This is a genomic window from Brevundimonas sp. 01N35, from assembly GCF_056399785.1.
In genome coordinates, this window is the sequence record NZ_JBFTRZ010000004.1 from 1 (window position 1) to 18,453 (window position 18,453).

At 70.4% G+C, this 18,453-nt stretch carries 15 protein-coding genes; 8 read left to right on the forward strand and 7 right to left on the reverse strand.

Features of this window, described 5'->3' with window-relative positions:
* Nucleotides 1-614: 614 nt before the first annotated feature.
* The 8 genes from AC1DJ5_RS04870 (at nucleotide 615) to AC1DJ5_RS04905 (ending at nucleotide 7,961) form a co-directional block, all read left to right on the forward strand.
* Entirely contained in the window at nucleotides 615-1,514 is a 900-nt protein-coding gene (locus tag AC1DJ5_RS04870) for a class I SAM-dependent methyltransferase (RefSeq protein WP_477019858.1), read from the forward strand.
* A gap of 139 nt (nucleotides 1,515-1,653) precedes the next feature.
* A complete protein-coding gene (locus tag AC1DJ5_RS04875; protein WP_477019859.1) occupies nucleotides 1,654-2,388 on the forward strand; it encodes a pseudouridine synthase in 735 nt (244 codons plus the stop codon).
* 158 nt (nucleotides 2,389-2,546) lie between these two features.
* Complete coding sequence (locus AC1DJ5_RS04880) at nucleotides 2,547-3,185, forward strand: phosphoribosylanthranilate isomerase (RefSeq protein WP_441454421.1); 639 nt, start codon at nucleotides 2,547-2,549, stop codon at nucleotides 3,183-3,185.
* 32 nt (nucleotides 3,186-3,217) lie between these two features.
* Entirely contained in the window at nucleotides 3,218-4,432 is a 1,215-nt protein-coding gene (trpB, locus tag AC1DJ5_RS04885; protein WP_477019860.1) for a tryptophan synthase subunit beta, read from the forward strand.
* A 2-nt stretch (nucleotides 4,433-4,434) separates the two neighbouring features.
* Nucleotides 4,435-4,926 carry a hypothetical protein gene (locus AC1DJ5_RS04890; protein WP_477019861.1) on the forward strand — a complete coding sequence of 164 codons (492 nt, stop codon included), beginning with the start codon at nucleotides 4,435-4,437 and terminating at the stop codon, nucleotides 4,924-4,926.
* Nucleotides 4,923-5,765 carry a tryptophan synthase subunit alpha gene (gene trpA, locus AC1DJ5_RS04895; protein ID WP_441454418.1) on the forward strand — a complete coding sequence of 281 codons (843 nt, stop codon included), beginning with the start codon at nucleotides 4,923-4,925 and terminating at the stop codon, nucleotides 5,763-5,765. Before AC1DJ5_RS04890 ends, trpA begins: the two co-directional genes overlap by 4 nt.
* Before the next feature lie 10 nt (nucleotides 5,766-5,775).
* Nucleotides 5,776-6,666, forward strand: coding sequence for an acetyl-CoA carboxylase carboxyltransferase subunit beta (locus tag AC1DJ5_RS04900; RefSeq protein ID WP_477019862.1), 891 nt, complete (start codon nucleotides 5,776-5,778; stop codon nucleotides 6,664-6,666).
* 8 nt (nucleotides 6,667-6,674) lie between these two features.
* Nucleotides 6,675-7,961: a bifunctional folylpolyglutamate synthase/dihydrofolate synthase gene (locus AC1DJ5_RS04905; protein ID WP_477019863.1), complete on the forward strand. Its 1,287-nt coding sequence runs from the start codon at nucleotides 6,675-6,677 to the stop codon at nucleotides 7,959-7,961.
* A 97-nt stretch (nucleotides 7,962-8,058) separates the two neighbouring features.
* Here AC1DJ5_RS04905 and trxA read toward each other — a convergent pair whose 3' ends face one another.
* The 7 genes from trxA to AC1DJ5_RS04940 all read right to left on the reverse strand — a co-directional run bounded on the left by trxA (nucleotide 8,059) and on the right by AC1DJ5_RS04940 (nucleotide 18,346).
* The gene (trxA, locus tag AC1DJ5_RS04910) at nucleotides 8,059-8,391 is read right to left on the reverse strand and encodes a thioredoxin TrxA (protein ID WP_114816818.1); all 333 of its coding nucleotides are present in this window, start codon (nucleotides 8,389-8,391) and stop codon (nucleotides 8,059-8,061) included.
* A gap of 122 nt (nucleotides 8,392-8,513) precedes the next feature.
* Nucleotides 8,514-11,948 (reverse strand): double-strand break repair helicase AddA, encoded by a 3,435-nt coding sequence (gene addA, locus AC1DJ5_RS04915; RefSeq protein ID WP_477019864.1) that lies wholly within the window; start codon nucleotides 11,946-11,948, stop codon nucleotides 8,514-8,516.
* Entirely contained in the window at nucleotides 11,945-15,022 is a 3,078-nt protein-coding gene (gene addB / locus AC1DJ5_RS04920) for a double-strand break repair protein AddB (protein ID WP_477019865.1), read from the reverse strand. The genes addA and addB overlap by 4 nt, the downstream gene beginning before the upstream one ends.
* A gap of 2 nt (nucleotides 15,023-15,024) precedes the next feature.
* Nucleotides 15,025-15,738: an N-acetylmuramate alpha-1-phosphate uridylyltransferase MurU gene (murU, locus tag AC1DJ5_RS04925; RefSeq protein WP_477019866.1), complete on the reverse strand. Its 714-nt coding sequence runs from the start codon at nucleotides 15,736-15,738 to the stop codon at nucleotides 15,025-15,027.
* Between the two features lie 187 nt (nucleotides 15,739-15,925).
* The gene (gene amgK, locus AC1DJ5_RS04930; protein WP_477019867.1) at nucleotides 15,926-17,014 is read right to left on the reverse strand and encodes an N-acetylmuramate/N-acetylglucosamine kinase AmgK; all 1,089 of its coding nucleotides are present in this window, start codon (nucleotides 17,012-17,014) and stop codon (nucleotides 15,926-15,928) included.
* Entirely contained in the window at nucleotides 17,007-17,510 is a 504-nt protein-coding gene (gene tsaE / locus AC1DJ5_RS04935; protein WP_441454411.1) for a tRNA (adenosine(37)-N6)-threonylcarbamoyltransferase complex ATPase subunit type 1 TsaE, read from the reverse strand. The genes amgK and tsaE overlap by 8 nt, the downstream gene beginning before the upstream one ends.
* Nucleotides 17,507-18,346, reverse strand: a complete 840-nt coding sequence (locus AC1DJ5_RS04940; RefSeq protein ID WP_477019868.1) for a 1-acyl-sn-glycerol-3-phosphate acyltransferase — start codon at nucleotides 18,344-18,346, stop codon at nucleotides 17,507-17,509. Before AC1DJ5_RS04940 ends, tsaE begins: the two co-directional genes overlap by 4 nt.
* Nucleotides 18,347-18,453: the final 107 nt, after the last annotated feature.

An 18,453-nucleotide genomic window follows, 5' to 3' on the forward strand; every position in this document is an offset into this window, starting at 1 on the left:
CGTCGCTAGGCCCCAGCGGCGTCATGAATGGAGTGTGGTCTATCGCCCTTCGGGCTACTTGAGACCACGATAGGAAGAAGCGCGTTCGCGCCTGCTTCGTCTCTCACTCCTGAACCGCCCGCCTGATCCGTCGCCGCCTTCCGCTGGGTGCTCCCTTGCCCGGCGCGCGCGACGAGAGGCTGACGGTCCGACAAGACCCCCGGTCTCTCCGCTCCCGCCGCCGCTTCGGTTCGCCGGCCAAGCGAGCCCTCCCTTGCGACGGGACAGGGAAAGCATGGCGCAGGTTGGCGGTGGGGCGAGGATGTGGGGGATGGGACGGCGCGATCCCTTGGGTTTTCAGGGATTGGGCGGGGTGGTTGTGCGTGCTGCCGCCAAACTCCGCTCACCCCGGCGGACGCCGGGGTCCAGTCCTTTGCCCAGGGGCGGGCGTCCGGAGCTCGCACTGGATCCCGGCGTCCGCCGGGATGAGCGGGAGGTGGAGCATGCGAGACCCCTCATCCGAACCCTTTGGGCCCACCTTCTCCCGCAAGGGGAGAAGGGACGATTTCGGGCCTATGAGAGGAAGGCAAGGCGAGGCCTACGCCTCGGCGCGGAAAGCCGCTAAGGAGCGCCGCATGACCACTATTCTCTATGGCCGCCCGCCGGCGGTGTTCGATGTGCCGACCGGGGCCGTGCAGACCTCGCCCATCATTCCCGGCTCGACCGCGCTGGAAGACCTCGCTCCCGGTTCGGTGGACGAGGCGATGATTTACGCCCCGCCGGGCGTGGTGGAGCGTCGCTATACCCTGGCGATGGCGCTGCGGGCGCTGAAGGTCGGCGGACGGCTGGACGTCATGGCGCACAAGAGCAAGGGCGGCTCGCGTCTGGGCAAGGAGCTGAAGGACTTCGGTCTGGAAGTCGGCGAGACGGCCAAGGCCCACCATCGCCGCTGCATCGTCACCCGCCCCGAGATGATCGAGGGGCTGGATGCGGCCATCGCCGCCGGCGCCCTGCAACAGATCGAGGGTCTGGACGCCTGGTCGCAGCCGGGCGTCTTCGCCTGGGACCGGGTCGATCCCGGCACGGCCCTGCTGGCCGGAGTCATGCCGCCGCTGAAGGGCGCGGGCGCCGATCTGGGCTGCGGCTTCGGAGCGCTGTCGCTGGTGGCGCTGCGCTCGCCGGCGGTGACGAGCCTGCGTCTGATCGACATCGACCGGCGCGCGCTGGCGGCGGCCAGGAAGAACGTCGAGGACCCGCGCGTCGCTTTCGAATGGGCCGATGTGCGGACCCTTGAGACGGCGGGCGAACTGAACTTCATCGTCAGCAATCCGCCCTTCCACGACGGCGGGACCGAGGACCGGCGTCTGGGCCAGAACTTCATCCGTCAGGCGGCGGCCCTGCTGAAGACCGGCGGCGTGCTGTGGCTGGTCGCCAACCGGCACCTTCCCTATGAGGCCGAACTGAACGCGACCTTCAAGCGGGTCAAGCCGCTGCTCGACAAGGGCGGTTACAAGATTTTTGAGGCGGTGAAGTGAACCTGTCTCTCTTGCGCCATCCTCGGGCTTGTCCCGAGGATCCAGACGCGCAGGGGGTTGATGGGGGCGTGCTGTCGGAGACGTCGAGTCTATGGATCCTCGGGACAAGCCCGAGGATGACGGCTGTGGGTGAGCAACGGTGAAGAAAATCCCGACAAGCCGCGTCGACAAGCTGCTCGGCTCCATGGGCTACGGCTCGCGGGCCGAGATGGCGCGCATGGGCAAGGCGGGCGGGATCGTGCTGGACGGCGTCGACCTGACCGACGTGTCGAAACGCATTCCGGTGACGCCCGACCTGCCGACGCGGATGGAGATCGACGGCGAGCCGCTGGACCCGGTTCAGGGGTTGGTCATGCTGCTGAACAAGCCCTTGGGCATGACCTGTTCGCGCAAGGAAGACGGGTCTCTGGTCTATGACATTCTGCCGGATCGGTGGAAGCGTCGCGACCCGGCCATCTCGACCATCGGGCGGCTGGACAAGCAGACCACGGGCCTGCTGCTGCTGACCGACGACGGCGACCTGCTGCACCGGGTGATTTCGCCGAAACGCCATGTGGCCAAGGTCTATCGCGCGACGCTGGCGCGACCGCTGGTCGGCACCGAGGGGGCGCTGTTCGCCTCGGGCGATTTGGTGCTGGAAGGCGAGGACAAGCCGCTGTCGCCGGCCATCCTCGAGGTGGTGTCGCCGACCGAGGCCCTGCTGACCGTGACCGAGGGCCGCTATCATCAGGTGCGCCGCATGTTCGCCGCCGCCGGCAACCACGTCGAGGCCCTGCACCGAGAACGGCTGGGCGGGCTGGTCCTGCCCGACGATCTGGCGCCGGGAGCGTGGCGGCTGCTGACGCCGGAAGAGGTTGAGCTGATCTTCGCCTGAACCCTTCATATCCGCTCACCCCGGCGGACGCCGGGGCCCAGTGCTTTGGCTGCAAGCGTCGCAGGTGAGGCTCTCACTGGATCCCGGCGTCCGCCGGGATGAGCGGGAAGTGAGGTTGTCGTCTTGACCTCGCCTCTTCGCTCGCGCACCTCCCTCTCATGACCCTCGCCAAGATCTGCGGATTGACGACGCCCGAGACGCTGGAGGCGGCGCTGCAAGGCGGCGCGGCCTTTGTCGGGGCGGTGGTGTTTGAAAAGAGCCCCCGCCACATTCCGCCGTTGCACGCCGCCACCCTGTTCGATCGGGCGCGGAAACGGGCCAAGATCGTGGCGGTTCTGGTCGATCCCGACGACGCCCTGCTGACCGAGGTGGGGCTGATCCTGCGGCCCGACCTGATCCAGCTGCACGGCCATGAAACGCCCGAGCGCGCGGCCGAGGTGCGGCGGCTGACGGGGGCGGGGACCATTAAGGCCCTGTCGATCCGCGAGGCGGCCGATTTCGACGCCGCCGCCGACTGGGCTCCGTATGTCGATTATCTGATGTTCGACGCCAAGCCGCCGGCGGGCTCGGACCTGCCGGGCGGGGTGGGGGCCTCGTTCGACTGGTCGATGCTGGCGGGTCGCCGCTTCGACAAGCCCTGGTTCCTGGCCGGAGGCCTGAGCCCCGACAATGTCGCCGAGGCAGTGCGGATTTCCGGCGCAACGCTGGTCGACGTGTCCTCTGGCGTCGAAAGCGCGCCGGGTGTTAAGGACCGTGGCCGGATCGACGCCTTTCTAAAGGCCGTATCCCGGTCCTGATTTCGTCGCCTTCCCGCGAAAGACTGCCGCTCGTGAACGCAAACCTGTCCAATACCTACGCCTGGCCTGACGCCGAGGGCCGCTTCGGCCCCTATGGCGGCCGCTTCGTGCCCGAAACCCTGATGCCTCTGATCCATGAGCTTCAGGCGGCCTATGACGCGGCCAAGGCCGATCCGAGCTTCCAGGCCGAGCTGGACGGCTTTCTGACCCACTATGTCGGCCGCGAGAGCCCGCTCTATTTCGCCGAGCGGCTGACCGATCATTTCGGCGGGGCCAAGATCTGGCTGAAGCGCGAGGATCTGAACCACACGGGCGCGCACAAGATCAACAACTGCATGGGCCAGATTCTGCTGGCCCGGCGCATGGGCAAGACCCGGATCATCGCCGAGACCGGCGCCGGTCAGCACGGCGTGGCCTCGGCCACCGTCTGCGCCCGCTTCGGCCTGCCCTGCACCGTCTACATGGGCGCGGTGGATGTCGAGCGGCAGCAGCCCAACGTCTTCCGCATGAAGCTGCTGGGGGCCGAGGTCGCGGCCGTGACGGCGGGGGCGGCGACGCTGAAGGACGCCATGAACGAGGCGATGCGTGACTGGGTCACCAACGTCGAGGACACCTATTACATCATCGGTACGGCGGCGGGCCCGGCCCCCTATCCGGCCATGGTGCGCGACTTCCAGTCGGTCATCGGCAAGGAAATCAGGCGTCAGTCGCTGGCCCAGATCGGGCATCTTCCCCAAGCGGTGGTGGCCTGCATCGGGGGCGGCTCCAACGCCATCGGCGCCATGCACCCCTTCATCGAGGACGAGGGCGTGCGCCTGATCGGCGTCGAGGCGGCGGGTCATGGTCTGGATACGGCCGAACACGCCGCCAGCCTGAAGGGCGGTCGTCCCGGCGTGCTGCACGGCAACCGCACCTATCTGTTGCAGGACGCCGACGGCCAGATTCTGGAGGGCCACTCCATCTCGGCCGGGCTCGACTATCCGGGCATCGGGCCCGAGCACGCCTGGCTGAACGACCTCGGCCGTGGCGAATACCTGTCGGCCACCGACGACGAGGCGCTGGACGCCTTCCAGATGCTGTCCAAGCTGGAGGGCATCATCCCGGCGCTGGAGCCTTCGCACGCGCTGGCCCGCATCGGCGAGATCGCGCTGGACGTGGGCAAGGACGGCGACGTCGTGCTGGTCCTGTCGGGCCGGGGCGACAAGGACATTTTCACCGTGGCCAAACACCTGGGCGTGGAGCTTTGAGCATGAAGACCCTTCTGATCGCGGCCCTGGCCGTCGCCATGTCGCCGACCCTGACGATGGCTAAGACCCAGGCGGCGCCGGCTGCTCCGGCGCCCGCGGCGCAGGCTGCCGCCCCCGGACCGCAGGGCGCGCCCGCCGCCGACACGCCCCTGCTGGGCGCCGCCCAGCCGGCGCCGGACTGCGGCAACCTGCATGGACTGAACGGTCGCGCCTTCTGCGTCACCGCGCCGCTCGCCGGCGTCGGCGCTCTGGCCGAGACCTATATCGCTCATTTCGAAAGCCAGGGCTGGCTGGTCGCGGACGGCGACGACAATCGCGTCGTCCTGATCAAGCGCAAGGACGGCGGCGTCTGCGACGGTCTGCAGATGGTGGCCTTCTACGACACCGCGCGCCCCTCGGCGCCGGAAACGCCGGGCTACCTCGGCTTCGCCACCATCCCCGGCAACGTCTGCGCCGGTCAGCCGGCGGCGGCTGCGGGAGCGACGCCCCAGTGACGACCGCTCGCATCGACGCCCGCTTCGCCAAGCTGAAGGCCGAGGGCCGGGCCGGCTTTATTCCCTATGTCATGACCGGCGATCCCAGCCGGGACGAGGCGCTGGAAATCCTCAAAGGCTTGCCCGCCGCCGGGGCCGATCTGATCGAACTGGGTCTGGCCTTCTCGGACCCTATGGCCGAGGGGCCGCCGATCCAGCGCGCGGCGCTGCGCGGATTGCAGGCGGGGATGACCCTGCGCGGCACGCTCGACCTGGTGGCCGACTTCCGCAAGGGCGACGACGCCACCCCGGTCATCCTGATGGGCTACCTCAACCCGGTCGAGAGCTATGGCTACGAGGTCTTCGCGCGCGACGCGGCGGCTTCGGGCGTGGACGGCCTGATCGTGGTCGACTGTCCGCCGGAAGAGGCGGGGCCTCTGGCCGCCGCCCTGGACGCCGCCGAGGTCTCGCTGATCCGTCTGGCCACGCCGACCTCGGACGACGACCGGCTGAAGGTCATCGCGCGCGGCACCTCGGGCTTTGTCTATTACGTCTCGGTCGCGGGCGTGACCGGGGTGAAGGAGGCGCAGGCCGCCTCCGTCGCCCCCGCCGTCGAACGGGTGAGGAAGGCCGCCAACCTGCCGGTCGCCGTCGGTTTCGGCGTCAAGACGCCCGAGCGCGCCGCCGAGATCGCCCGCGTGGCCGATGCGGTGGTGGCCGGCTCGGTCTTCGTCGATGAAGTCGCCGCCGCCCTCGCGGCGAACGAACCCGCCGTCCCCCGCGTTCTGGCTCGAGTGAAGGCTCTGGCCGATGCGGTGAAAACCGCCCGGGCTAGTGCGTCAGTCGCGGAAACCGTCTAAAGGCGCGCTCATGGTCGACAAAAATCCCGAGAACAAGCCGCGCGGCGGCTGGCTGTCCCGCTTCGCTCCCGGCGTGCGCAAGATCGTCAGCCGGCGCGACACGCCCGACAATCTGTGGGTCAAGGATCCGGACAGCGGCGAGATGCTGTTCCGCTCGGACCTGGAGGCGGCCCTGTGGGTCACGCCGTCCGGCCGTCACATGCGGATCAATGCGCCGACGCGTCTGAAGGCCACCTTCGACGACGGCCAGTTCGAAGCCATCGACACGCCCGACGTGCCGGAAGACCCGCTGAAATTCTCGGACGGCAAGCCCTATCGCGATCGCCTGTCGGCGGCGCGCAAGGCGGCCGGCCGCAAGGACACCATGGCCATCGGCTTCGGCCAGATCGACGGCGTGGCCGCGGTCGTCATCGTGCAGGACTTCACCTTCATGGGCGGGTCGCTGGGCATGGCGGCGGGCGAGGCCTTTGTCGCCGCCGCCCGTGAAGCCGTGAAGCGCGGCGTGCCCTTCGTCTGCTTCACCGCCGCCGGCGGCGCGCGGATGCAGGAAGGCGCGTTGAGCCTGATGCAGATGGCCCGCACCACCCTGGCCGTGCAGGAAGTGAAGGCGGCGCAACTGCCCTATATCGTCGTCCTGACCGACCCGACCACGGGGGGCGTGACCGCTTCCTACGCCATGCTAGGCGACGTGCATCTGGCCGAGCCGGGCGCCCTGATCGGGTTCGCCGGTCCGCGCGTGATTGAGACCACCATCCGCGAGAAACTGCCGCCGGGCTTCCAGCGCGCCGAATATCTGCAGGGCAAGGGCATGGTCGACAAGGTCGTGGCGCGCGGCGAGCTGCCGACGAAGCTGGGCCAGATCATGTCCATGCTGATGGGCGGCAAGCGCAAGGCGGCGTAAGCGCCTTCATGGATCCGATTTCGCAGCGCCTTCTGGCCCGCCATCCGCAGCGCATCGACCTGTCGCTGGACCGGATGCGGGCCCTGTGCGCGGCGCTGGGCAACCCGCAGGATCGGCTGCCGCCGGTGGTCCATGTCGCCGGCACCAACGGCAAGGGCTCGACCGTCGCCCTGATCCGCGCCATCGCCGAGGCGGCGGGGCTTCGGGTCCACGCCTACACCTCGCCGCATCTGGTGCGCTTCAACGAGCGCATTCGTCTGGCCGGCAACCTGATCAGCGACGAGGCGTTGAACGAAGTGCTGGACCGGGTCGAGGCCGTCATGGCTGAGACGGGGGGCCAGGCCACCGTGTTCGAAAGCACGACCGCCGCCGCCTTCCTGGCCATGAGCGAGGCGCCCGCCGACCTAGCCATCATCGAGGTCGGTCTGGGCGGGTTGCTGGACGCCACCAACGTCATCGACCGGCCGCTGCTCAGCGTCATCACTCCCATCGACCTGGACCACGCCGAGTTCCTCGGCACGGTGCTGGAAGGCGTCGCCGCCGAGAAGGCGGGCATCCTGAAGGCGGGAGCGCGGGGCGTCATCGCCCGCCAGTCCGAAGCGGTCATGGCGGTGATCGCGCGGCGCGCGGCCGAGGTCGGCTCGCCGCTGACCGTCATGGGCGTGGATTTCGACGCCTGGGCCGAGCGCGGGGGCCTGGTCTATCAGGATCAGGAACGCTTCCTCGACCTGCCGGCCCCGGCGCTCAGCGGCCCGCATCAGTTCGACAATGCGGGCGTGGCCATCGCCGCCGCCCTCGAACTGGACCTGCCCGCGGCCGCCGTCGCCGAGGGGCTGAAATCCGTGCGCTGGCCCGCGCGAATGCAGCGGCTAACCGCCGGCCCCTATGCCGAAAAGGCGCAGAAGGCGGACGCCGAACTGTGGCTGGACGGCGGGCATAACCCCCACGCCGGACGCGCCCTGGCCCGGACCCTGGCCGAGCGGCAGGCGCGGGCGCCGCGCCCTCTGGCCCTGATCGTCGCCATGCTGGCCAACAAGGACGCGGGCGGCTTCTTCGAGGCGCTGAAGGGGACCGACGCTCAGGTCTTCACCGTCGGCTTCGACGGCGCCGCGGCCGATCCGGCGGCCTTGGCTGCGGTGGCGCAAGGGCGCGGCTTCGGCGCCATGCCGGCGGGTTCGGTGGACGAGGCGCTGGACCGCGCTCTGGCGCTGGGCGCTGGACGGGTGGTCATCTGCGGCTCGCTGTATCTGGCCGGCGAGGTGCTGGGCGCCAGTCCCGAGACCTGGCCTCAATGATTCTCCCTTCCCCCTCGAGGGGGAGGGCTTTGTTTCACGCATGAAAAAGGCGGCGGGCCTTTCGGCGCCGCCGCCTGATCTCATCCGCTGAGACGGATCAGTCCGCCTTGACGCCGGCTTCGGCCAGCCATTCGACGATCTTGCCCTTGGGCATGGCGCCGACCTTCATGGAGGCCAGTTGGCCGTCCTTGAACAGCATCAGGGTCGGGATGCCTTTGACGCCCATCTTGGACGGGGTCATGGGGCTGTCGTCGATGTTGATCTTGGCGATCGTCACCTTGCCCGATAGTTCGTCGGCGATCTGTTCCAGCGCCGGGCCGATCTGCTTGCAGGGGCCGCACCACTCGGCCCAGAAGTCCACGAGGACGGGGGTCGAGGATTTCAGGACGTCGGCGTCGAAGCTTTCGTCGGTGACTTTGACAGTCGCCATGAGTGGTCTCCTTTAGGGCGCTACGCTCGGCCCGCGGGGCCTCGCTGCTTGAGCGCATTTAGTGGCGCGCCGACGATGGGGCCGACGTTCAGTGGCAGATGTGGGTGCGATTCCCGCACAAATCAACGCGCATTTGAAAGAGCATCGTCCATCAGGCTTTGCGGCACGGCCATCAGCTTCGGCCCGTCGGTCCAGACCAGGGCCGCCTCGACCGCGCGGTCGGGATAGAGGCGCTTCAGCACCGCCGTATAGACCGCCATCTGCAGCACATAGGCCGGGTCGGCGTCCTCGACCTGATCTGGGGCCGGACGGTTGGATTTGAAGTCGACCACCAGCACCCGTTCCGGCGTGACCACCAGCCGGTCGATCCGGCCCGAGATGGAGACGCCAGCGGGCAGGTCGGGCGAGGAGCCGGTCAGGGCCACCTCGGCGCGACAGCCCTCGCCGAAGACGGGCGCGAACCGCGCATCGTCCAGCACGGCGAAGGCGGCGCCGATCATCTCGGCCCGCTGATCGTCGGACAGGTCGCGTTCGCGGGCCAGCATCCGGGCGGCGGCGTCGGGGCGGTCTCCGCTGGCGATATCGGGCAGGCGTTCCAGCAGGCGGTGGATCAGGTCGCCGCGCCGGAAGCGGCCGAGACCGGCGCCGGGGCCTTCGCCGCGCGCCAGGGGCGAGGGCGCCGGGATGCGTTTCTGCTCCTGCATCTGGGACGGCGAGGCGAAGCGAGCGGCGGCGTCGCGGACGGGCGTCCGGCGGGTCCAGTCGGGGGCTTCGGGGCGGGCTTCAGCCGTGGCGGTCACGGCGGGCAGGACATCGAGATCGACGCCGTAGCGGCGGACATTGTTGTCGAGCGTGCGGACCTCGTCGCCGAGGCGGTTGAAGGTCTCCTCGATGACCGACCACCAGTCGCCCGGCTCGGGCGACCGCTTGGAGCCTCGGCCCATGACGATGACCCGGTCGCGGGCGCGGGTCAGGGCGACGTAGAGCAGGCGCAGGGACTCGTCGCCGACCCGCGCCTCGCGGGCGTCGCGGGCGGCTTTCGAGGCGGCGCAGTCTTCTTTCGACGAGCCGGGACACATCAGCCAGGCTTCACCGTCTTCGGTCGTGACCGGCATCAGGGTCGGCCCCTGGGCCTTCGCCTTCATCGTGGTGTCGGGCAGGATGACGACGGGCGCCTCCAGCCCCTTGGCGCCGTGGACGGTCATGACGCGGACCTCGCCGCGCGGGCCTTCCAGTTCGCGCTTCACCTCGACATCGGCGGCCTCCAGCAGGGCGAGGCAGGTCTCCAGATCGACCCCGCCCCGGTTCTCGGCGGCCAGCACCTGATTCAGCGTCTCGTCGATGGCCTCCTCGGCCTCGCGGCCCAGCCGTGTCAGGACGCGGGCGCGGCCCGAAACGCCCGTGTCGTCCACTCGGTTGAGCAGGGTCGAGAAGAAGCCGAACGGGTCGTGGTCGCGCACCGCGCGGGCGGCCAGGCACAACTCCAGCGCCCGGCGCCATTCGGGGCGCTCCTCGGCCCGCTGCTTCAGTTCACGCCACAGACCCTGACGCTTCTCGCGCCCGGCCAGGTCATAGAGCGAGGCCTCGTCCACGTCGCAGAAGGGGCTGCGCAGCACCTCGGCCAGCGACAGGTCGTCGCCGGGGAAAAGCGCAAACCGGGCCAGGGCGATCAGGTCGTCAAAGACGATATGGCTGCTGAGTTTCAGTCGGTCGGCGCCGGCGACGGGCACGCCCGCCGTCTTCAGGGCGCGGATGATCTCCTCGAAGGTGGCGTCGCGGCGGCGCACCAGAATGAGGAAGTCGCCATAGCCGCTGGCGCGGGGCTGGCGGGTCGTGCGGTCATAGACGGTGGCGCCGGTCTCGACCTGACGTCTGATCTCCTGGGCCAGGGCGGCCGCCATGCGCTTCCTCGCGCCCGACACGCCTTCCTGATCGACCGGATCGTCCCAGGCGTCGCGCTCGGGCGGGGCCTCGTCCATGAACAGGGGCCAGAGGTCGACGCTGCCGCGCTGACCGACGCGGGCGGGCAGGTGACGGGGGATGTCGCCCGCTTCGCCCACCAGGGCGCGGGTGCGTTCGGGATCGGCGAAGGCGTGGTCGACGAAGGCGAGGACGTCCTCGGTCGAGCGGTAGGAGGTCTTAAGTTCGACCGCCTCGAAGTCCGCCCCGACCCCTTCGATCAGAGAAGTGTAGGCCTGAGACTCCTGCAGCAGCCGCTCCGGCCGGGCGCCCTGGAAGGAGTAGATCGACTGCTTCTGATCGCCGACGGCGAAGACGGTGCGGTCGGTCTCTTCGCCCGAGAAGAACTCGCCGGTCAGGGCGCGCATGATCGCCCACTGTTCTGGCGCGGTGTCCTGGGCCTCGTCGATCAGGACGTGGTCGATGCCGCCGTCCAGCTTGTAAAGGACCCAGGCGGCGGTCGAGCGCGTGGTCAGCAGGTCGACCGTCTTGGCCACCAGATCGGAGAAGTCCAACGCCCCGCGCTCGGCCTTGGCCGCCTCGTAGAAGGCGGCGTGGGCCACGGCGAGGGTCAGCAGCCTGATGGTGTCGGCGGCGACCTTGGCCGCGCGCACCACGTCCAGCGTGGCCAGATACTTGTCCTGCAGATCGGTCAGCCAGCCGCCGGCGTCGGGCGGAGCCTGCTTGGTCGCCATCGACTTGCGCGGCGATCCCGTGCCGGTGAGGAAGACGACGCCGACGCCGTGGAAGCTCCACTCGTGCTCGAGGGCGTGGATCAGTTCGGCGGCGCGGTCCTTGTCGGTCTTGCCGCCGGTCGCCATCAGCTCGGCCATGCGGCGGACTTCGTTGCGGTCCAGCCAGCGGATGAAGTCGGCCTCGATCTCGTCGGGCGTCTGTTCCGGGTCGGCGCCGGTCAGGAGGTGGGGGCCGGGGGCCGAGCCGTCGCCGACGCGGGCGACATAGTCGGTCAGGTCGGCGCGTTTGGCCTCGATCATGGCCAGCAGGCTCTCGAACCGCCCCCAGTCCAGCTCGACGGCGAAATGGCTGTAGGCTTGCCCCACCGGACCGTCGGGGTCCCGCAGCGCGGCGCGGGCCAGTTCCTCGCGCGCGGCGTGGCTGAGGGCGATGGCGGCCTCGTTCTCCAGCACGGTGAAGCGCGGCGAGACGCCCGCCTCGATGGGGAAGCGCCGCAGCAGCTTTTCGCAGAAGGCGTGGATGGTCTGGATTTTCAGCCCGCCCGGCGTCTCCAGCGCGCGGGCGAACAGGCGGCGCGCTTCGGACAGGCGGGCCGGGTTGAGGCTGGCGGGATCGCTGGCGTCCAGCCTGGCCAGTTCGGCGGACAGGGCGGCGTCGTCCATGACCGCCCACTTGCCCAGGGTCTCGAACAGGCGGGCCTGCATCTCGGCGGCGGCGGCCTTGGTGTAGGTGACGCACAGGATGGCCGAGGCTCCGGCCCCGCCCAGCAGCAGACGCGCCACGCGGCTGACCAGGGTGGTCGTCTTGCCCGAGCCGGCGTTGGCGGTGACGAAGACCGACAGGGCCGGATCGGCGGCGCGGATCTGCGGATCGGGTCGCATCTGCGGAGTGGCGATGTTCATTCGCTGTCACCTTCCTCGCCGCCGACGACGTGCCATTCCCAGACGCGGGCCAGATGGTCGTAGTTGCCGCCGTAATTGCCCATGAACTGCGGCGCGGCCCAGGAGACGTAGGGGGTGTCGGGATGGTCGAAGCGGGCCACTCGCTTCTTCAGTCCTTCGAGGGCCGCTTCGCCGAGGGCGGCGGCTTCGGGGCCGGAGGCGCGCACCGCGACTTCGCCCGCCTTCTTGCGCCCGACGACGCGGACATAGGTCAGTTCGTCCGCCGGCACCGGCCCGTTGGTGTCCTTGAAGCCGCCGTCGGCCAGGATGGCGGCGGTCAGGGTCAACTGGGGCGCAAAGCCCGCCTTGACCTGCTTGCCCGAAGGCACGCCCCCGGTCTTGAAGTCCATGATGGCGGCGCCGGTCGCGCCCACCTCGATGCGGTCGGCATAGGCCTTCATGGTGAAGGGGCCGGCGGGGGCGTTAAACGTCATCGTCCCCTGTTGTTCGATCAGCAGGGTGACGCCGCGGGCGCGGCGCTCGGCCTCGAACCCGGCCAGCCAGCGAGCGCAGTTGCGCGCCAGCGGCGTCTCGCGCGCCATGGCGGCGTCTTCAAAGCCGTGGGCGGTCAACTCCTCGATCAGCAACGCCTCGATCTGGGCCTCGCAGTCGTCGGGCAGGACATGGGGCCACATCAGGGTCATGCGCTCGATGGCCTTGTGCACCGCATTGCCGCGCGCCATCGCCTCGGCCGAGGCGCCGGGGCGGTCCATGATGTTCAGGCCCAGCACCCACTGGGCGTAGATGGCGTAGGGGTCGCGCACCCAGCGCTCGATGCGGGTGACATAGAGGCTGCGCGGACGGCGATCGACCGGCGGACGCGGCATGGGACGCGGGGCGAAACGGGCGGCGCCGGGCGGCGGGGCGTCCAGCGCGCGGGTCCAGTCGGCCAGACCTTCGGGCTTGGGAATGGCGACCGGCGTGGCCGGGGCGTCGGCGCCGCGCGTCAGCATTTCCAGCCGCCATAGCCAGCGCGAGCGCACGGCGGGCTGGCCGCCGCGTCGCTCGCAATGGATCAGAATGGCTTCGTCGGCGCAGGCGGCCTGGACGAAGTCCTGGGCCGTCTGGCCCAGACGCCGCTCGGGCGTGGGCAGGCCCAGGGTCTTACGCATGGGCCGCGACAGGAAGGGATCGACCGGGGCCGGCCGGGGCCAGACGCCTTCCTCCAGCCCGGCCAGGATCATGCGGTCGGCGCGGGTCAGGCGGGCCTCGATGGCGCCGAGAATGCGCAGGCGCGGATGGGTGGCGCCGCCCGTGCGGATCGTCTCCTCGCCCAGCAGACCGGCGGTCAGGGCGGCGAAGTCGGCGCGGCTGACCGCGCCCAGCGAGCCGCCGCCGTCGATCAGGGCGGACAGCAGGGAGGCGGCGGCCTCGCCGTCGGGACCGGCCCAGGCGTTCTGGCCGGCCAGGGCCTCGATCAGGGCGGTCAGGGCGCGGGCGGCGGCGTCGGGGGCGGCGGTCGGGGTGAAGACCGAGAGGGCGTCGGCGGCGAGTTGCTCCAGACGGGCGGCGAGGGCGCGGGCGCCGGACAGACGGGCGGCCTTCCACTCGGGCAGGGGCTGGCCGCCGCGTCCGGGTTCGGCGGCCTTCAGCAGGCGCTTGCCCACTTCGGACCAGTCGCGCGGACGGGGGCCGCGCAGGGCGTGTTCTTCCAGCGCCGAGGCGGCGTCCGACGGGCTGGCGCCGTCGAGGTCCAGCCGCGTCAGCGGATGCTTGATCAGGCCCAGCAGGGTCCGGGGCTTCAGCGGGGTCTCGATGAAGCGGGCGCAGAGGTCGACTAGAACCCCCGCGCTCATCCGCGACAGGGGGGCGCCGGTCGAGGCGTCGGGGATGATGCCCCAGCGCGCCAGTCGCGCCTCGACCCGTCGCGACAGGTCCAGATCGGGCGTGACGAGGGCGCAGGTCTCGCCGGGCCGTTCCAGCGTCTCGCGCATCAAGAGGGCGATGGCCGTGGCGGCTTCTTCCTCGGCGCGGACGGAGAGGGCGGACAGGCCTTTGAGGCCCTCGGCGATGGGGTCGGCGGCCTGGCCCGCCTCGGCGGCGTCGGCGCGCAGGCGGGCGATCTCGGCGCGCCAGTCGTCGGTGGCCTCGGCGGGGCGCAGGGCCTCGTTGATCAGGCGCTGGCGGGCCAGACCGCGCGCTTCCAGACGCGGTTCGACGGCGGGCCGGAACCAGGGGCGGACCTGATCGCGCGACACCTCGGCGCGCTTCAGCAGGGCCTTCAGCGCGGCCTGCGGATGCTGGTCATCGATGCGGTCCCAGACGCCGTCGGCCAGATCGAGGTCGAGACCAGGCAGGACGACCACGCCCTGCGGCGCCCGCGCCACGGCGGCCAGAACGTCGGCGGCGGCGGGGACGGTGCCGGTCGAACCGGCGGCGATCACCGGTTGCGACGGCGGGCGCGCGTCCCAGGCCTCGGCCAGACGGCGCAGCAGCGCAGCGCGACGCCAGGCGGAATCGACGAGGCCGAGGGCTTCCAGCCGCTTGGGCCAGGCCTCGACGGCGAGGCCGAGGAAGCGGGCGCTGTCCTGCCAGTGTTCGGCCAAGTCCTGTTCGGCCAGGCCGGCGATGCGCGACAGGTCGGAGACTTCTTCGAGTTGACAGGAATCGAGGAAGCCGCCGAGGGCGTCGGCCATCTCGAGCGCCCGCAGGGGCTTCAGTCCCGGCTCAAACTCTTCGACGATCATCCGCGCCATTTCGAAACGGCGGGTCAGGGGGGCGATGGCGGGGGGCAGGTCCAGACCCAGTTCGCCGGGGGCGAAGGGCGGCTCGTCCTCTTCCAGATCGCCGAGCGGGCGCACCTGGGGCAGCAGGACAGGGCGGTCGCCGGCCAACCGGCCCAGCGCCGAGGAGAAGGCGCGGGCGGCGCGGCGGTTGGGCAGCAGGATGGTGGCGTCGGTCAGGGTCTCGGGCGTCTGATCGCCCAGCCAGTCGAGCACCCCCGCCGCGAGGTCTTCGAGGAAGGGCCGCCAGGCGGGCACGGCGCGCCAGCGCGGCCCGGTTCCGGCGAACGGATCGAAGCGGCCCCCCGACATGGTCAGGCCTCTGCTTTCAGCCGGGCTTCGGCCTCGTCGCGCGCCTGCGGGTCGCCGACGTGCATCCAGTCGCCGTCCAGCACGCAGCCGAACAGGCGGCCCTCGGCGGCGGATTGCCGCCACAGGGGGCTGAGCGAAAAGGGACCGTCGGGGCCGGCGTCGGCGTAGCCGGGGCGGGTGATATGGACGCCCATGTAGGCGAAGGGGGCGCTGGCGGCCTCGCCCCGGAAGGTCAGTCGGCCGTCGTCGGCCAGGAAGAAGTCGCCGCCCCCCTCGAAGCCGATGGCGCCTTCGCGTCGGGCCAGCAGCAGGGCGGCGTCCATGCGCTCGGGGTCCCACAGACGGATCAGGTCGGCCAAGGCGTCGCCGTGGTCGATCCAGACGCTGTCGATATTGGCCACGAAGACGGGCTCGTCGCCGAGCAGGGGGCGGGCCTTCTTCAGGCCGCCGCCGGTCTCCAGCAGTTCGGCGCGCTCGTCAGAGATGAGGATTTCGGGACGGGCGCGGGCCTTGAGATGGCTCTCCAGCCGGTCGGCGAACCAGTGGACGTTGACCGCGGCCTGGGTGACGCCCGCCTCGGCCAACCGGTCGAGCACGTGGTCGATTAGGGCTTTGCCGCCGACCTCGACCAAGGCCTTGGGCCGGTCGTTGGTCAGGGGGCGCATCCGCGTGCCGAGCCCTGCGGCGAGGACCATGGCGGTCTTGGGAGCGGTCATGTGGCGGCTCCTGCCCTTCTCCCCTCGGGGGAGAAGGTGTCATGCGCAGCATGACGGATGAGGGGGCGGGCGGCGACGGGCGCGCCGATCGATTTCAAGGATGAGACTGGCGGAACGCGCCCCCTCATCCGAGCCGCGAGGCGGCCCACCTTCTCCCTCGAGGGGAGAAGGAAGAGAGCGGCGGCGGTCATCGACGCACATCCTCCGGCACGTGGCGGTCCATCCATGCGGCGACGGCTTCGAGGCCCGGCGCCTTCAGGTTGGCGTTCAGGTGCGCCCACATGCGGGGCATGAAGGCGGCGTATTTCGGTTTGGCGTCGCGGGCGATCAGGCGGGCGAAGATGCCGAGAATCCGCGCCTCGTTCAGCGCCGCCAGACCGGCGTAGGCCGCCATGAAGGCTTCGCGGTCGGTCTCGGGCCGCAGGGCGAAGTAGTGGTCCAGAGCCAGGGCTTCCAACTCGGGCGAGACGTCGCGGCGGGCGTCCTGCAGCAGGGAGTGGAGGTCCCACGACGGATGGGCCTTCACCGCGTCCTGGAAGTCGATCAGGCCGACCGAGGCGGCGCCGGCCTTGCCGTCCAGCCGGATCAGGTTCTCGGCGTGATAGTCGCGGTGGGCCATGACGGTCGCGCCCGCCTCGCCCGCCGCGGTGATCGGGGCCCAGACATTGCGCCATTCGGCGACGGCGGCGTTGTCGAAGGCCAGCGACGGCACCAGTTTCGGCAGCCAGTCGACGAACAGGTCGGCCCCGCCTTGCAGCGCTGTCTGGTCATAGGTCAGCAGGGGCCAGTCGCCGGCGGCGCCGCTCAGCACCTCGGGCGTCGGAGCGGCGTGCAGGACGGCCAGGGCCTCGACGGCGGCGCGGTAGAGCGGGGCTTCTTCGGCGCCCTCAGCGATGACCTTGGCGAACAGGGCGTCGCCGAAATCCTCGATCACGGCCAGGCCGTTGGGGGCGTCGACGGCGACGATTTCGGGGGCGGACAGGCCTAGGGATTTCAGGTGGGCGGCGACGGCGGCGAAGGCCTCGATGCGGCCGGCGGACAGGCGGGCGACGGCGTTCCAGCCGTGGGCGTGGCGCTGTTCCGGCGTCCACGACGGATCGCAGGGCGGGCTCTCGGCGGCGGGGGCCTGATCCATCAGCATCAGGGTGGCGCCGGGCGGCGTGGTCAGGCGCTCGTAACGGCGCGTCGAGGCGTCGCCGGGCAGGGACGCGCGGACGGCCTCGGCCAGACCAGCCGAGCGCAGGAAGTCGAGACGGAGAGCTTCGCGGTCAGACATGGAGTTCCTTCAGTTTCGCTTCCCACGCCCCTGCGCCAGATACGGTCGCAACTCTTCCAGCGAGACCCCTATCGCCGCCCTCGCGGAGGACGGCTGCTTGAGGGGAGGGTTCCGAAATCTCGATGACCAGCCGGTCCGGTCCCAGCATCCGGCCCGGGTCCTCGCCCAGGCGTTCGGGCCATTCGATCAGGGCGCAGCCTTCATCCAGCGCCTCGTCGAGGCCGATCTCGAAGGCCTCCTCGGGGCGGCTCAGGCGATAGAGGTCGAAATGGGCGATGGGCGGGTCGCTCTCATAGAATTGCACCAGAGTGAAGGTCGGCGACGGCACATCCTCGTCGGGCGAAGTCAGGGCGCGGATCAGGCCGCGCGCCAGGGTCGACTTGCCCATGCCCAGCGGGCCGTAGAGCAGGACGGATTCTCCGGGCGCCAGCAGGGGGGCGATGGCCTGACCCAGACGGGTTGTAGCGTCGGCGTCGTCGAGAATGAAGGTCGTCATGCGAACACCGCGTCGGGGTCGGCGGCCAGGGTGCGCTCGACAAAGGCCTTCAGCGCCTCGGTGGCCTTGGCGGCGTCGATGTCGAGCGTCTCGGGTGCGATGGGCAGGCCGACGCTGAGGTCGAACGCGCGCCCCTGCTTGTTGAGCAGTTCGTGGAAGAGGGTGATGTCGCGCAGTTCCTGAGAGAAGCGGTCGAACAGATGGAACAGGCGGCTGGTCGGTCCGGCGACGTGGATCGGGACGACGGGGGCTTCGTATTTGCGCGCCAGCGACGCCGCCGTCGCGGCCCATTCGGGATCGGTCAGCCGGCCCTGGGCGTCGACGCGGGCCAGTCGCCCGGCGGGGAACATGACGACGCATCGTTCAGCCTCGAAGGCGGCCTTGGCCGCGAGCAGGGTGGCGCGGGTCTTCGCGCGGGTGCGCTTGGCCGTGACCCATTCGACCGGGATGACGCTCTCGGCCAGGCGCGGCGAGACGCGCAGGGCGTCGGCGTTGGCGAAATAGATGATGTCGTCGCGCACCGTGCGGATGGCGTCGTGCACGGCTAACCCGTCGGCGATCCCGGTCGGATGGTTGCACACCACCAGACAGCGCCCGGTCCGGGGCAGGCGGTCGAGGTTCAGCGTCGTCGTCTTCAGCGCCAGCAGGGTCGAGACATGGTCCAGCGCCGCCTGACCCGACAGCGGCCCGATGGCGTCGGCCATGGCGCGGGCCCGGTTATAGTCGAGCAGCCGATACAGCAGCGGCCGCACCACCGGCCAGGCGGCCGAACGGGTCAGGCGCGGCGCGCGCTCGGCGATCAGGACGTCGACGATATGAGGGGAAGAGGGACTCATGCCCCTGCTTGTCGCCGCTCCCGACGATGGCGGCAAGCGGTCGTGACCATCCTCGCGGATGCCGGGTTTGACGCGAGCGTCGCCGGTGCTACGCCTGCGGCCAAGAA